The organism is Undibacterium sp. RuTC16W, from assembly GCF_049339445.1.
Taxonomy (GTDB): Bacteria; Pseudomonadota; Gammaproteobacteria; order Burkholderiales; family Burkholderiaceae_D; genus Undibacterium.
Window position 1 is genome coordinate 148663 of record NZ_JBMPPE010000003.1, and the last position, 12821, is coordinate 161483.

The window sequence follows — 12821 nt, forward strand, 5'->3', positions numbered from 1 at the left end:
AATTGCATCTAAAATTAAAACGACTTGACCTGTATCAAGGATTTCTTATGGATTTGATTGGAGGATTGCATCGTCTTCACTCTTCTGTAAGGAAAACTAGTGGACTAGTGGACATCGTCACAAGGCTGATGCAAAACAAATCAATGCAGAAAAATCCCGGCAATTCCTGCAGTTTTGTTTATTTTCATTCATTTTTTTTAACGAAGCTGTCGCAATCCAGCATGCTTTTACCCTACTTTATCCCCGAGTTTATGCATTTCATCGCATGTAACTGGCAAGAACAGGGGCACTTGCCTAAAGTGCTGACATCGCAACACGAGATGTCAATTTTAGTAATTAACCTCAAGTTCACACATTCACACATTCATACATAGGAGCATTATCATGAACGCATTCAATCAATTCAGTACAGCTATCTATTCCGTCGCAGTGATCGCCAGCGTTCTGGCCGTATCGTCCGCTTACAAAGCACCGGCATCCGGCAATATCAATAGCAACAGCGATATGGCCATTCCAACCGTCACGATTGCGGCAAAACGCCTGAATGCAGATGAAAAACTCGCGTATGATCTGCAATCAGCATCTGGCATCCAGACAGTCATGATCTCTGCCAAGCGCATGAATACAGAGCAAAAGCTCGCAATGGACAGAGATACACTCGCACAACGTCAGGCAGCAGCTAAGTACGCAAAAACGATACAGCAATCCGTTTAATCTCTGGCAGATTCCAGATCAAAGATAATTTAGTAACAAAGTTTTGCATTGAGGCGTTTTGTTGATCGCAATTCATTTAAAATAGCAGGCAATCATGTTAAAACACACTACCTACTTCGGCGCTGCAACACTGGCATTTTTGGCTGGCATCACGTTCAGTCAGGATTCTGCCTCGATGGCGATCTCTGCGCCGACAGTGCAATCCAGCAGCCAGGCGCAAGAAGGCTCAGCAGCGAGTGCGTCCGCGCAATCACCGGTGATGCTGGAACGTGGCGGTATGGACAGAGCCTCGGTACATTTGCAGATTTTGCAGCAAACCTCACCGCATTTTGCCGATAGCAATACACCGAAGAAATTGCCTGGTGAAGATAAAAAAGCGACGCTGAAACCAGCAAATAATTCTTGATGTACTTCTATTGATGTGCGCTCCTTGATGTGCTTCCGGTTTGAAGTTGCAGACATAACAGACACCACACCTTTCGCCATGCCGGCGATACCTTCATCAACAGTAATCAATTGTGACTATTGCCTGACAAGTTTGCTGAGACGGTAATTCAGCCTTACCTATATCCATTCCCTTTTTTGATTTATGTCGCTGGTGATATTTGGTTCACTGGTCGCTGAATATCGTATAAGACTACATACTCCCCCAACATTTACCAAAAATAAGCTCATTCACGCTTATTTATCAAGGCTTTTAAAATATACTCTGGATGAGTATATAGACATTACCCGTTACAACGCCGCCCTGTCTATGCGCTTACTCAGAATAATCGATGTCGATGTTTGTCTGACACCGTCTTGCGCGCCAATCTGATCAAGCAACTTGTCCAGAACTTCTGTCGTCGCGCAGCGCAGGGTCAGCATATAGTCAATTGCACCACTGACCGCGCAGAGCGTCTCAACTTCAGGCAATTGCTGCAGATACTTCATCAAGCCCGGTGCCATGCGCGCCTCTACTGACAAACCCACATAAGCGCGCACCGCAGGTTGATACATGGTCTGACTCAGTCTCAAACCATAACCCGCGATTACACCTCGCTTCTCCAGCGCACCGATACGGGCAATCACGGTAGTTCTGGCAATCCCGACTTGCTTGGCAATCGTACTGACGGGCAGTCGTGCGTTATCCATCAACAAAGCAAGAATTTTGTTATCAATCTCATCCAGAGTCGGCTTCATCCATTCACCATTTAGTCAATTTGCAGTAATTTTTAGTCAAAATGTAGTTATATAGTTCAATATGACGATAATTTACACTCTATTATCTGACAAAAATTGCTTTTAAACTCACTCCATCGATTTGTTTTGACTTAAACCCAACAATCTCTGGAGACACCATGACAACTAAACTCATTCTGCTCGGCGCAGGCAAAATCGGCGATGCCATCCTGAACCTGCTGTCCCACACAGGCGACTATTTGATTACCGTAGCCGACCGTGACGTCGAACGTCTCAAATACGTAGATCAGGCAGGCTTTCCGAACGTCAAAACCGTACAACTGGATCTTGGCGATAAAAACGCGGTCACTGAATTGATTCGCGGCCACCAAGTCACTTTGTCGGCCTGCCCTTATTTCCTGACACCAATCATCGCGAATGCAGCTAAAGCGGCGAATTCTCACTATTTCGATCTGACCGAAGACGTAGAAAGCACACGCATCGTCAAGCAACTTGCAGAAGGCGCTGATTGTGCCTTCGTTCCGCAATGTGGCCTTGCACCGGGCTTCATCTCCATCGTTGCAAATGATGTCGCAAAACGTTTCGACAGTCTGCGTGATGTCAGTATGCGCGTCGGCGCGCTGCCAACCTTCCCGAACAATGCGCTCAAATACAATCTGACCTGGAGCACCGACGGCCTGATCAACGAATACTGCAATCCATGCGAAGCGATTGTTGATGGTCAATTGCGCGAAACCGCTGCACTGGAAGAAATCGAACATTTCTCTCTCGACGGTATCGACTACGAAGCCTTCAATACCTCCGGCGGTCTGGGCACATTATGCGAAAGCCTGCAAGGTAAAGTACAAAACCTGAACTACAAAACCGTGCGTTATCCAGGTCACCGCGATATCGTCAAAATGCTGATTCGCGATCTGGAATTGGGCAAACTCGAACGTCGCCCTATCTTGAAAGACGTACTGGAAACATCAATCCCGATGACCAAGCAAGACGTGGTACTGGTTTTTGTCAGCGTCGTCGGCATGCGCGATGGTCGCCTGGAACAAGAATCCTATGCAAAGAAAATTTACGCACAAGTTGTTAACGGTCAGTTGCTGTCTGCGATCCAGTTGACTACGGCATCCGGCATTTGCGCGATGGTCGATATGGTTGTCAACGGTCAGTTACCTAAGCACGGCATGGTCCGTCAGGAACAAGCCAATCTGGCTGATTTCCTGGCAAACCGTTTCGGACAATACTACGCCGTCTAGATAAAGGCAGAGGCTTGCTAGCTATAGTCAGCTGACAGCAAGCTAGTAAATACAAGCCAATAAATAATCGTAAGGCGACGAGCAATGAGTCGTTAGCGATTACAATATCGCCGCTATGGGTGAGCACTGTATGACAATGCTCACCCTGCTTAGTTAGCGCTTCTTTGATATGTAAAAGATATCAAAGCTTAGCAAGCACCTTCACAATCACTCCACTCAGCACCTCTTATCCAGATGCGCTGCCGGAACCAGATAGACCATTTTGGAGACCACTATGGAAAACATGAATATCGCCACCGTCCTGAGCCAGCTTGGCGTCAATCTCGCCGACTATCAGGGGCAGGACATCCCTAGCGTATCGCCAGTCAATGGCACGACTCTCGCGACTTTGCGCGCTGACAATGCCGATCAGGTCAATGCCAAAATTACCCGTGCACAAGCAGCGTTTTTACAATGGCGCAATGTCCCGGCACCGCGCCGCGGCGAATTAGTCCGCCTGTTTGGCGAAGAATTGCGCCAGCACAAAGAAGCTCTCGGTCTGGTGGTTACGATGGAAGCCGGAAAAATTCTTCAGGAAGGCTTGGGCGAAGTACAAGAGATGATCGACATCTGCGATTTCGCGGTCGGTTTGTCACGCCAACTGTATGGCCTGACGATTGCTTCTGAACGTCCCGGCCATCGCATGATGGAAGTCTGGCATCCGCTCGGCGTCGTCGGCGTGATCTCCGCCTTCAACTTTCCGGTTGCCGTATGGGCCTGGAACGCAGCACTGGCCTTCGTTTGCGGCAATAGCGTGACCTGGAAACCATCAGAAAAAACACCACTGACCGCTTTAGCAACTCATGCTTTATTCATGAAAGCCGTTGCTAAATTCGGCAGCGACGCACCAGAAGGCTTAGCAGAACTGATCATCGGCGACCGCAATACCGGCGCACAAATGGTCAACGACAAGCGTGTCGCTCTGGTCAGCGCAACAGGCAGCACCCGCATGGGTCGCCAGGTAGCGGAAGCATGTGCCAAACGCCTCACACGTACCATTCTTGAACTGGGTGGTAACAACGCCATGATCGTGACGGCTAGCGCCGATCTGGAGATGGCCGTGCGCGGAATAACGTTCTCCGCCGTCGGCACTGCAGGTCAACGCTGCACTACCTTGCGCCGCTTGTTCGTCCACAACAGCGTCTATGACACACTGGTACCGCGTCTGAAAAAAATCTATGCAGGTCTGCCTATCGGCAATCCTGGCACTAAATCAACGCTGATCGGCCCGCTCATCGACAGCGCCGCATTTGACGCGATGCAAACTGCATTAGCAACAGCAAGCAGCGAACAAGGACAGGTATTTGGCGGTGAGCGCGTGATCGTCGAGGGGTGTGAAAACGGTTTTTACGTCAAGCCAGCGCTGGTAGAAATGCCAACGCAAACCCAGAGCATGCATCACGAAACTTTCGCACCGATCATGTACATTGTTCGCTACACCGATTTGCAACAGGCAATCGACTGGAACAACGAAGTGCCGCAAGGTTTGTCGTCGTCCATCTTCACCACCGACATGCGTGAAGCAGAGCGCTTCATGTGCGACAGCGGCAGTGATTGCGGTATCGCCAATGTCAACATCGGTCCTTCCGGCGCTGAAATCGGCGGTGCTTTTGGTGGTGAAAAAGAAACCGGCGGCGGTCGCGAATCAGGTTCCGACTCATGGAAAGCCTACATGCGCAGATCGACCAATACCGTCAACTACAGCAATGCATTGCCACTCGCGCAGGGAATTAGCTTTGATATTTAGGCAACATGATCAATGATCATTCGATGACAATATTCGATGACAATGATTGATGTTAATTGAGCACACAAAACCGCCACTCTGCTGGCGGTTTTCTTTTAGACAAGCCAAAATAGGAGATACAAATAATTCGCTATCACCAGACGAACGACATACACTACTAACGCCAATTCAAAAATTACACATATAACAAGATAACCATAAGTGGCATGAGATGAAAATCAGAAAGTTATTGTCATTGGCAATACTGCTGCTGTGTCTGACGACGTGTTTCCAAGTATCCGCCGACACAGCAAAACCGATACGCTATCCACGTCTGTCGGTAAATGCCGATCCGCACGGCGAATATATTGTTGAGTTGCTACAACTCGCGATCAAATATAGCGGCCAGTCCTACCGGCTTGTACCCAATAACGATCCCATGCAACAAGCGCGGGCAATTTATGAAATGGTGTCAGGCCTCGGCAGTATTGACATCATGTGGACCATGACTACCGATGAACGGGAATCCCAGCTCATTGCCATCAAAGTACCCATTGATAAAGGATTGATTGGCTGGCGCATTCCCTTCGTTACGACAGCAAATAAGAACCTGCTGCATGAGGTCAGATCCCTAAAAGATTTAAGCGCATTTTCAGCAGGACAAGGTTTCGACTGGCCCGATGTATCCATACTAAGAAATAACGAGTTGCGGGTGCAAACCTCCAACTCGTATGAGCCTCTTTTCTCCATGCTAAAAGCTGGCCGGTTCGATTATTTTCCGCGCTCTATTTTTGAAATTCAGGCCGAGTTTGACACGCACCAGGGTTTAGATTTATTCATTGATAAAAACATTGTTCTGCACTATCCCTCTGCCATGTATTTTTTCGTCTCGCCAAGAGAGCCTAAAATGGCGGAGGCCTTACAAATTGGCTTCGAAGAAATGATTAAGAATGGCAGCTTTGAAAAAACTTTTCAGAAGCATTTAGGTATCCCGCTAAAAAACGCAGACATTAAACAAAGAACCGTCATTGAGCTGCACAATCCTTTGTTGAAGACTGACAAAGCGCCCTTTAATCGCCCCGAGCTCTGGTATCACCCCGACAGTAAGTGAACTAACATCATGAAGCACTCCTTCAAGCACGACTACTCACGATGAAAAAAGCGACACAATGCCAGGACGCTCGTCAGCTCGAACAGATTCCTAATATTGGCAAAGCCTGCGCAGCAGATTTACGCTTGCTAGGCATTCACCAGCCAGAGCAACTCAAAGGCCGCGATCCCTATGTGATGTATGAAGATCTCTGCATTCTGACCAATGCCAGGCACGATCCCTGCGTGATCGATACTTTTATTTCAGCAGTCAGATTCATGGAAGGTGCTCCTGCCTTGCCATGGTGGGATTACACTAACGAGCGCAAAGCTCATTTACCCACACCTTCATCATGACGATTAAAATCTACGGCGATATCTATTCAGGCAATTGCTACAAAATTAAGCTGGCGGCGACCCAACTTCATATTCCGCACGACTGGGTCAGCATCAATATTCTGAATAATGAAACGCAGACCGACAGTTTTTTACAAAAAAATCCGAATGGCAAAGTCCCCTTGCTCGAACTCGCCGACGGCACCTGCCTCGCTGAATCGAACGCGATTTTGCATTACCTGGCCGAAGGCTCATCTTTGCTACCAGACGAGCGCCTGCATCACGCGCAAATATTACAATGGCTTTTTTTCGAACAGTACAGCCATGAACCCTATATCGCGACCGCCCGCTACATCGTGCGCTATCTTGGACGTCCGGCAGAACATGAAGAACGCCTGCAACAAAAAATGACCCCGGGCTATCACGCTCTGTACGTCATGGAGCAACACCTGAAACAGTACCAGTTCTTCGTCGCAGAGCGTTACACCATTGCAGATATCGGTCTGTATGCCTACACACACGTCGCCCATGAGGGAGGCTTTGATCTGGATGCGTATCCGGCAATCAGGGCTTGGTTACAGAGAGTAGAACAGCAAACCGGCTATCTCAGCATGCAGGCATTTGATCAGCAATCATGAACCAGACTACACAAAAGCCAACACTTGAAGGCATCACCCTCGAAGCGATCCTGACTCATCTGGTCGCACTATATGGCTGGGAAGAAATGGCCAGGCAGGTCAGCATCCGCTGCTTCACCTCTGGCCCCAGCATCAAATCCAGTCTGAAATTTTTACGTAAAACACCGTGGGCCAGAGAAAAAGTGGAGCAGATGTATCTGCACTCGGGCGAGCGTTGAAGTAGTTGAGTCAGCAAATCGAGTACGCCTCAGCTTGCTCACAAGTATCCCCTACCGCAGCATCCATAAGGCTCTCAGGCTATAATCACGCTGTGAGGCGCATACAATATGCGTCTTGCTCTTTGGAAGCCTCTAAAAGGTCTATTCCTTATGACGTCAAGCCTCCTGGCCTCACTCCCGCAAACTCCGCTTTTGGCCTATACCTGACAGAATCACTCAAGTTTGCTATACTTGAATAAAATACTCAACCACTCAGGGTATTGTGAATTTTCGCTTGGAGCAAACCACTCATGCGCCTGACTACCAAAGGCCGTTTCGCTGTGACAGCAATGATTGATCTGGCATTACGCCAGGACAAAGGACCTGTCACGCTGGCAGGCATCAGCCAGAGGCAGGATATTTCCTTATCGTATCTTGAGCAGTTGTTTGGCAAATTACGTCGCCACGAGATCGTCGAATCGGTGCGCGGCCCTGGCGGCGGTTATACCCTGGCACGCAAAGCCCAAAAAATTACCGTAGCAGACATCATTATCGCCGTTGATGAACCACTGGACGCCACCCAATGCGGCGGCAAAGGCTCTTGTCACGGCAGCGATCACAGTAACGGCATTCATTGCATGACCCATGAATTATGGGCAACCCTGAATGTGAAGATGGTCGACTATCTGGATTCTGTGTCCTTACAAGATTTAGTGAATCAGCAGCAACAGAGAAACGCAGAAAAAAATGTCGTGCTGGTACAGCATAAAACTGTACCGAATCTGCACATTGCCTCTTAAATTATTCGTCTTAACCATGTTGCCATTTTGGAGTAACGCATGAATGCCCCGTTGGAAAAAAGCTTGATTGACACAATCAGGTCACCGCACTTCCCTATCTACATGGACTACTCGGCGACCACGCCAGTGGATCCCCGCGTTGCCGACAAAATGATTCCGTTCTTGCGTGCGCAATTCGGCAATCCAGCATCACGCAGTCACATGTATGGCTGGGACGCAGAAGCAGCCGTTGAAGAAGCGCGCGGTCACGTTGCCGCACTCGTCAAAGCTGATCCACGCGAAATTATCTGGACCTCAGGAGCGACAGAGAGCAATAACCTCGCCATCAAAGGTGCAGCTCAGTTTTACAAATCCAAAGGCAAACATATCATCACGGTAAAAACCGAACACAAAGCCGTGCTGGATACGGTCCGTGAGCTGGAGCGCCAGGGTTTTGAAGCGACCTACCTGCAACCTCAGGATAATGGTCTGATTACGCTGGAACAGCTCAAAGCAGCAATTCGTCCGGATACGATTCTGGTATCCGTGATGTGGGTCAATAATGAAATCGGCGTCATCCAGCCCATCGCCGAAATCGGTGAACTGTGCCGCGAAAAAGGCATTGTGTTCCACTCGGACGCTGCACAGGCAACAGGTAAAGTGGTGATCGACCTCGAAAATACTAAAGTCGATCTGGTGTCGTTCTCCGCCCACAAATCTTATGGCCCTAAAGGTATCGGCGCCCTGTATATCCGCCGCAAACCACGGGTACGCCTGGAGGCACAAATGCATGGCGGCGGACATGAACGCGGCTTCCGCTCCGGCACATTGGCACCACATCAATGCGCCGGCATGGGCGAAGCATTCCGCCTGGCGAAAGAAGAGATGGACAGCGAACTGGCTCATGTCAGAAGCATGCGCGACCGTCTGGCAAAAGGCTTAAGCGACATTGAAGAAACCTATGTCAACGGCGACATGGAACATCGTGTCCCACACAACCTGAATGTCAGTTTTAATTATGTTGAAGGCGAATCCCTGATCATGGCGATTAAAGATATCGCTGTGTCCTCCGGTTCCGCCTGTACATCAGCGAGTCTGGAACCATCCTATGTATTGCGCGCTCTTGGCCGCAGCGATGAACTTGCGCACAGCTCGATCCGCTTCACTATTGGCCGCTTCACGACAGAAGAAGATATTGATTTCACGATCAATCTGCTGAAAACCAAAGTCGCTAAATTGCGCGAACTGTCGCCACTGTGGGATATGTACAAAGACGGGATAGACATCAGCACTATCCAGTGGGCAGCACATTAAATAACGCAACTGATTTCATGCAGGCGATGTAGTCTGCTTCAGTTGCACCATTTGTACTTATTTGTATTTATATTTGCATCAACAGATTTGTCAGGAGCATCAAAATGGCTTACTCAGAAAAAGTATTGGATCACTACGAAAATCCACGCAATGTCGGCGCGTTCGACAAAGGTGATGACACTATCGGTACTGGCATGGTCGGCGCGCCAGCCTGTGGCGACGTCATGAAATTACAAATCAAAGTTGGTGCAAACGGCATCATCGAAGATGCCAAGTTTAAAACCTATGGTTGCGGCTCCGCCATTGCGTCCTCCTCTCTGGTAACCGAGTGGGTCAAAGGCAAAACGCTGGATCAGGCGCTGGATATCAAGAACACTCAGATCGCTGAAGAACTGGCATTACCGCCGGTCAAAATTCATTGCTCGATTTTGGCAGAAGACGCGATCAAAGCCGCTGTACTCGATTACAAAACCAAGCACGGCACAGAACAAAGCACCTGATTTTTTGCATCAAGTACAGGAGCCATCATGGCAATCACATTGACAGAAAAAGCGGCAAAACATGTTAGCCGCTATATGGAAAGACGTGGCAAAGGGATAGGCCTGCGCTTTGGTGTGCGTACAACCGGCTGTTCCGGGATGGCGTATAAACTTGAATACGTCGACGAAATCGGCAGCGATGATCAAATATTTGAATCGCATGGCGTAAAAGTATTTGTCGATCCTAAGAGCCTGCCTTACATCGACGGTACCGAGCTCGATTTTGCACGCGAGGGCTTGAACGAAGGCTTCAAGTTCTACAACCCCAATGTCAAAGACGAATGCGGTTGCGGCGAGAGTTTCCGTATTTAACCTGGTTGTAAGCTACTGCAATAGAAAGTTCATAGCGGATGCAGAATCATTTCGAGCTGTTCCAGTTGCCGCAACAATTTGTCATAGATCAGGACAAGCTGAACGCCGCTTATCGAGAAGTGCAGAACAAAGTACATCCCGATAAATTCGTGCAGGCAAGCGATGCAGAAAAACGTGTTGCCATGCAATGGGCAACACGCGCAAATGAAGCATACCAAACGTTAAAAAAACCGTTAAAGCGTGCGACGTATTTGTGTGAACTGCAAGGCGTTGATTTACAGACGGAATCGAATACCAGCATGCCTGCGGCCTTCCTGATGCAGCAAATGGAATGGCGCGAAGCATTCGATGATGCGAGGCAGGCAAGTGATGTGCAAGCAATGGACAGGCTAGAAAACGAACTGCGCGCAGCATTGAAACAGCAACTTATTCTGGTCGGCACCACACTGGATGCGCATGACTTTAATCTGGCAGCGCAACAGATTCGTGCCTGCATGTTTTTGGAAAAATTCATCGCCGATATCGCTGACATTGCTGCCTTAGAAGATTAACTGGCTGATTCGCTGCAGGGTTTTTATTAACTCTGTCATGTCTCACATCACTAATGCGGTCGAACGAAATCTAATGCGATCTAAAGCAATCAGTACAAATAATCCAAATAAGTAATTTCGAATAACCTGGCAATTTTATTGCCCTATTTCGATGGCTCGCCATCATCACCATACCATCATGGCATTACTGCAGATTTCTGAACCGGGCATGTCCACCGCCCCGCACCAACATCGACTGGCAGTAGGCATCGACCTCGGCACGACTAACTCCCTGGTAGCGACCGTCCGCAATAGTATTCCTGAAGTCTTGAACGATGAGGAAGGTCGTCCGCTTTTGCCATCGATTGTGCGCTATCTGCCCAATGGCCATGCGCATATCGGCTTCAAGGCACAGGCGGAACAAAGCAATGATCCTAAGAACACCATCGTCTCCGTAAAGCGATTTATGGGGCGCGGCTTAAAAGATATCGCCTACGCAGAAAATCTGCCTTACGATTTTCATGACGAGCCAGGGATGCTACAGATCAAGACGATTGCGGGTCTTAAAAGTCCGGTTGAAATTTCTGCTCAGATTTTGGCGACTTTGCGCCAGCAAGCGGAAGATGCGCTTGGCGATGACCTGGTTGGCGCTGTCATTACCGTCCCTGCATATTTTGACGATGCCCAGCGGCAGGCAACCAAAGATGCTGCCAAACTGGCAGGACTGAATGTCTTGCGCTTGCTCAACGAACCGACGGCGGCAGCAATTGCCTATGGTCTCGATAACGCATCGGAAGGCACCTATGCAGTCTATGATCTCGGCGGTGGCACCTTTGACATCTCGATTCTGAAAATGAGCAAAGGTGTTTTTGAAGTCTTGTCGACAGGTGGTGATTCTGCGCTTGGCGGTGACGATTTTGATCATCGCTTGTTTTGCTGGATCTTGCAGGAAGCCGGATTAGCGCCGCTATCTGACGAAGATACCAGCCTGCTGATGGTCAAAGCGCGTGAAGCCAAAGAAATTTTGTCGAGCAAACCATCAACCTTCATCGACGCCAAATTAAGCTCAGGCGAAAGCGTTCATCTGCAAATCAGCGCCGCCGTATTCTCCGAGATGACGCAGAATCTGGTCGTGAAAACGATCACACCTTGTCGCAAAGCGCTGCGTGACGCGGAATTATCTGCCGATGATATTGACGGCGTAGTGTTAGTGGGCGGCGCAACCCGCATGCCACACGTGCGCAAAGTAGTTGGTGATTTTTTCCAGACTACGCCGCTGGCCAATATTGATCCGGATAAGGTAGTAGCCCTTGGCGCTGCGATACAGGCGAATCTGCTGGCAGGCAATCGCGCCGCCGGCGATGACTGGCTGTTGCTGGACGTGATCCCGTTGTCTTTGGGTGTAGAAACCATGGGCGGCCTGGCAGAAAAAGTTATCCCCCGCAATTCAACTATCCCCTGCGCTCGCGCCCAGGAATTTACTACATTCAAAGACGGTCAGACAGCGCTGGCAATTCATATTGTTCAGGGTGAGCGAGAACTGGTCAGCGACTGTCGTTCACTGGCGCGATTTGAGCTGCGTGGCATTCCGCCAATGGCAGCTGGCGCCGCCCGTATCAGAATTACCTATCAAGTTGATGCGGATGGATTGTTGTCGGTATCAGCTCGTGAATTGCGTTCCGGCGTTGAAGCATCCATCAGCGTCAAACCGTCGTATGGACTGGGTGATGATGAGGTTGCACGCATGCTGCAAGACTCTTTTGCGTCGGCATCTGAGGATATGCAACAACGCGCACTAAAAGAAGAACAAGTAGAAGCCGAACGAATTTTGTTAGCGACACAATCGGCATTAGATGGTGACTCTGCATTACTCAGTGACGCAGAACACGCAAGTATTACCGGACTGATGCAAGTCGTGCGCGAGCAGACTCAAGGCCATGATCACAATCGCCTGAAAGCAGCGATCAGTGCACTGGCTGATGGCACGGAAGAATTCGCTGCCCGCAGAATGGATCAAAGCGTGCGTACTGCTCTGGCAGGTAAAAAACTGGATGATATTTAAGTGTCACTCATTCATACCTGAAGCAAGGAGCACAAGGAATGAATGAGGTTTGATACGAATCATCGACCTGTCGACGTATTAAGTGATGGCGCATCAGATAACGGTGCAGATTGA

The 12821-nt window shown here is 49.1% G+C and carries 15 protein-coding genes; 14 read left to right on the top strand and 1 reads right to left on the bottom strand.

The genetic code is table 11. The annotated features are described in order from the left end of the window. Positions 1-384: 384 nt before the first annotated feature. Together ACO0K4_RS07370 and ACO0K4_RS07375 are read left to right on the top strand one after the other, a co-directional pair. Positions 385-714 carry a hypothetical protein gene (locus ACO0K4_RS07370; RefSeq protein WP_422955984.1) on the top strand — a complete coding sequence of 110 codons (330 nt, stop codon included), beginning with the start codon at positions 385-387 and terminating at the stop codon, positions 712-714. Between the two features lie 94 nt (positions 715-808). After that, the gene (locus ACO0K4_RS07375) at positions 809-1120 is read left to right on the top strand and encodes a hypothetical protein (protein ID WP_422955985.1); all 312 of its coding nucleotides are present in this window, start codon (positions 809-811) and stop codon (positions 1118-1120) included. A 329-nt stretch (positions 1121-1449) separates the two neighbouring features. Here ACO0K4_RS07375 and ACO0K4_RS07380 read toward each other — a convergent pair whose 3' ends face one another. Then, positions 1450-1896, bottom strand: coding sequence for an Lrp/AsnC family transcriptional regulator (locus ACO0K4_RS07380; RefSeq protein WP_422955986.1), 447 nt, complete (start codon positions 1894-1896; stop codon positions 1450-1452). Positions 1897-2054: 158 nt separating this feature from the next. On the opposite strand from ACO0K4_RS07380, the gene ACO0K4_RS07385 reads away from it, so the two are divergent. The 12 genes from ACO0K4_RS07385 (at position 2055) to hscA (ending at position 12707) form a co-directional block, all read left to right on the top strand. Then, positions 2055-3146, top strand: a complete 1092-nt coding sequence (locus ACO0K4_RS07385; RefSeq protein WP_422955987.1) for a saccharopine dehydrogenase family protein — start codon at positions 2055-2057, stop codon at positions 3144-3146. A 283-nt stretch (positions 3147-3429) separates the two neighbouring features. Next, a complete protein-coding gene (locus ACO0K4_RS07390) occupies positions 3430-4932 on the top strand; it encodes an aldehyde dehydrogenase family protein (RefSeq protein WP_422956277.1) in 1503 nt (500 codons plus the stop codon). A gap of 211 nt (positions 4933-5143) precedes the next feature. Beyond that, entirely contained in the window at positions 5144-6022 is an 879-nt protein-coding gene (locus ACO0K4_RS07395) for a substrate-binding periplasmic protein (RefSeq protein ID WP_422955988.1), read from the top strand. 41 nt (positions 6023-6063) lie between these two features. Further along, on the top strand, positions 6064-6357 hold the full coding sequence (locus tag ACO0K4_RS07400; RefSeq protein ID WP_422955989.1) for a helix-hairpin-helix domain-containing protein: 294 nt from the start codon (positions 6064-6066) through the stop codon (positions 6355-6357). Next, positions 6354-6974 (top strand): glutathione S-transferase family protein, encoded by a 621-nt coding sequence (locus ACO0K4_RS07405; RefSeq protein ID WP_422955990.1) that lies wholly within the window; start codon positions 6354-6356, stop codon positions 6972-6974. The genes ACO0K4_RS07400 and ACO0K4_RS07405 overlap by 4 nt, the downstream gene beginning before the upstream one ends. Then, positions 6971-7192, top strand: a complete 222-nt coding sequence (locus ACO0K4_RS07410) for a VF530 family DNA-binding protein (RefSeq protein WP_422955991.1) — start codon at positions 6971-6973, stop codon at positions 7190-7192. Before ACO0K4_RS07405 ends, ACO0K4_RS07410 begins: the two co-directional genes overlap by 4 nt. A gap of 290 nt (positions 7193-7482) precedes the next feature. Continuing rightward, positions 7483-7971: a Fe-S cluster assembly transcriptional regulator IscR gene (gene iscR, locus ACO0K4_RS07415; RefSeq protein ID WP_422955992.1), complete on the top strand. Its 489-nt coding sequence runs from the start codon at positions 7483-7485 to the stop codon at positions 7969-7971. A gap of 39 nt (positions 7972-8010) precedes the next feature. Beyond that, positions 8011-9264, top strand: a complete 1254-nt coding sequence (locus ACO0K4_RS07420) for an IscS subfamily cysteine desulfurase (RefSeq protein WP_422955993.1) — start codon at positions 8011-8013, stop codon at positions 9262-9264. A gap of 104 nt (positions 9265-9368) precedes the next feature. After that, positions 9369-9764: a Fe-S cluster assembly scaffold IscU gene (gene iscU, locus ACO0K4_RS07425; RefSeq protein WP_422955994.1), complete on the top strand. Its 396-nt coding sequence runs from the start codon at positions 9369-9371 to the stop codon at positions 9762-9764. Between the two features lie 27 nt (positions 9765-9791). Further along, entirely contained in the window at positions 9792-10115 is a 324-nt protein-coding gene (iscA, locus tag ACO0K4_RS07430; protein ID WP_422955995.1) for an iron-sulfur cluster assembly protein IscA, read from the top strand. 38 nt (positions 10116-10153) lie between these two features. After that, the gene (gene hscB, locus ACO0K4_RS07435; RefSeq protein ID WP_422955996.1) at positions 10154-10666 is read left to right on the top strand and encodes a Fe-S protein assembly co-chaperone HscB; all 513 of its coding nucleotides are present in this window, start codon (positions 10154-10156) and stop codon (positions 10664-10666) included. 178 nt (positions 10667-10844) lie between these two features. Next, on the top strand, positions 10845-12707 hold the full coding sequence (gene hscA, locus ACO0K4_RS07440; protein WP_422955997.1) for a Fe-S protein assembly chaperone HscA: 1863 nt from the start codon (positions 10845-10847) through the stop codon (positions 12705-12707). Positions 12708-12821: the final 114 nt, after the last annotated feature.

Bases quoted from the DNA above. Each gene is read 5' to 3' on its own strand.
- ACO0K4_RS07380 (WP_422955986.1), bottom strand. From the start codon at position 1,896: ATGAAGCCGACTCTGGATGAGATTGATAACAAAATTCTTGCTTTGTTG.
- ACO0K4_RS07405 (WP_422955990.1), top strand. From the start codon at position 6,354: ATGACGATTAAAATCTACGGCGATATCTATTCAGGCAATTGCTACAAA.
- iscR (WP_422955992.1), top strand. From the start codon at position 7,483: ATGCGCCTGACTACCAAAGGCCGTTTCGCTGTGACAGCAATGATTGAT.
- ACO0K4_RS07375 (WP_422955985.1), top strand. From the start codon at position 809: ATGTTAAAACACACTACCTACTTCGGCGCTGCAACACTGGCATTTTTG.
- iscU (WP_422955994.1), top strand. From the start codon at position 9,369: ATGGCTTACTCAGAAAAAGTATTGGATCACTACGAAAATCCACGCAAT.
- ACO0K4_RS07395 (WP_422955988.1), top strand. From the start codon at position 5,144: ATGAAAATCAGAAAGTTATTGTCATTGGCAATACTGCTGCTGTGTCTG.
- iscA (WP_422955995.1), top strand. From the start codon at position 9,792: ATGGCAATCACATTGACAGAAAAAGCGGCAAAACATGTTAGCCGCTAT.
- ACO0K4_RS07420 (WP_422955993.1), top strand. From the start codon at position 8,011: ATGAATGCCCCGTTGGAAAAAAGCTTGATTGACACAATCAGGTCACCG.
- ACO0K4_RS07370 (WP_422955984.1), top strand. From the start codon at position 385: ATGAACGCATTCAATCAATTCAGTACAGCTATCTATTCCGTCGCAGTG.
- ACO0K4_RS07400 (WP_422955989.1), top strand. From the start codon at position 6,064: ATGAAAAAAGCGACACAATGCCAGGACGCTCGTCAGCTCGAACAGATT.
- hscA (WP_422955997.1), top strand. From the start codon at position 10,845: ATGGCATTACTGCAGATTTCTGAACCGGGCATGTCCACCGCCCCGCAC.
- ACO0K4_RS07410 (WP_422955991.1), top strand. From the start codon at position 6,971: ATGAACCAGACTACACAAAAGCCAACACTTGAAGGCATCACCCTCGAA.
- ACO0K4_RS07385 (WP_422955987.1), top strand. From the start codon at position 2,055: ATGACAACTAAACTCATTCTGCTCGGCGCAGGCAAAATCGGCGATGCC.
- hscB (WP_422955996.1), top strand. From the start codon at position 10,154: ATGCAGAATCATTTCGAGCTGTTCCAGTTGCCGCAACAATTTGTCATA.
- ACO0K4_RS07390 (WP_422956277.1), top strand. From the start codon at position 3,430: ATGAATATCGCCACCGTCCTGAGCCAGCTTGGCGTCAATCTCGCCGAC.